The following is a 930-nucleotide window of genomic DNA, read 5'->3' as shown; positions in this document are numbered from 1 at the left end:
AGGGCGGCCAGGTGCGGGGAGCGCGCCGGGTCCAGGCCCAGGCCCAGCGCCAGGTAGGTGGCCGTGAAGTCCACGCGCGCCACGAGCCGGGCCAGGTCCACCAGCGGCTCGTCCCCGACGGCCAGGCAGTCCACCACGCGCACGCCGGCCCCGCTCGCGATGGCGGAGACGCGCTGCGCCATCGCGCCCAGCTCGTCGCGGCCGAGCAACCACAGGCCCAACGGCGTCTGCTGTGGGGCGTCGAGGAAGGGGTCGGCGAAGATGTCCCGCCCACCGCCGGCTCCCCGATCGGTGGTGGCGTTCCAGCCCTCACCGGTGGCGTACGGCCCGTCGAGGCAGGCCACCACCTCGCTCGCCGCGTGGGGCAGCTCACCGGAGGTGGCCGGCACCCGGGCACTCCGGCTGAGCATGCTCGCGGCCCGGCGGGCCGCCACCCCGGCGACGGGACCGTCGCCGAGCACCACCGGCAGCGTCTCGGCGAGGGTCAGCGCGGCCACCTTGGCCGGGTTCACGAACGCCGCGGAGTCCGGGCGGCACTCCTCGGCCACGGCGTCGAGCGTGCGTGCGAGCGACTCCCACAGGTCGTCGCGCGCCTGCAGCAGCCCGACCTCCCGGAGCCCCAGGAGCACCGGCACGAGCAGTCCCCACAGCGCGGTGCGGGAGCTCGTGGGCCCCTGCCCCACCGGCACGTGCACGCCCCGGGCGCGCTGGGCCGCATCGGACAGCGGGGTGTCGGCAGCCCCCACGGTGAGGACGGCCGCGCCCCGGCGCGCCGCCTCGTGCGCCAGGGTCACCGCCCCGGCCTCCTGCCCGGAGAGGCTGAGCGCCACCACGAGGTCGAGCGGCCCCACCCAGGCCGGCAGCGGCCCACCGTGCAGGGTGTGCACCGCGGTCGGCGAGGCCTGCCCCACCACCAGGTCCACCACCTCG

At 77.6% G+C, this 930-nt stretch carries 1 protein-coding gene; it reads right to left on the bottom strand.

Annotated elements, in window-relative coordinates; translation table 11 throughout:
- Positions 1–930: SIS domain-containing protein (locus HMPREF3099_RS10620; RefSeq protein ID WP_070705961.1), on the bottom strand; the 930-nt coding region annotated here is incomplete at both ends.

Source organism: Kytococcus sp. HMSC28H12 (assembly GCF_001816045.1).
GTDB lineage: Bacteria > Actinomycetota > Actinomycetes > Actinomycetales > Dermatophilaceae > Kytococcus > Kytococcus schroeteri.
This window is presented reverse-complemented; position numbering and strand designations above follow the sequence as displayed.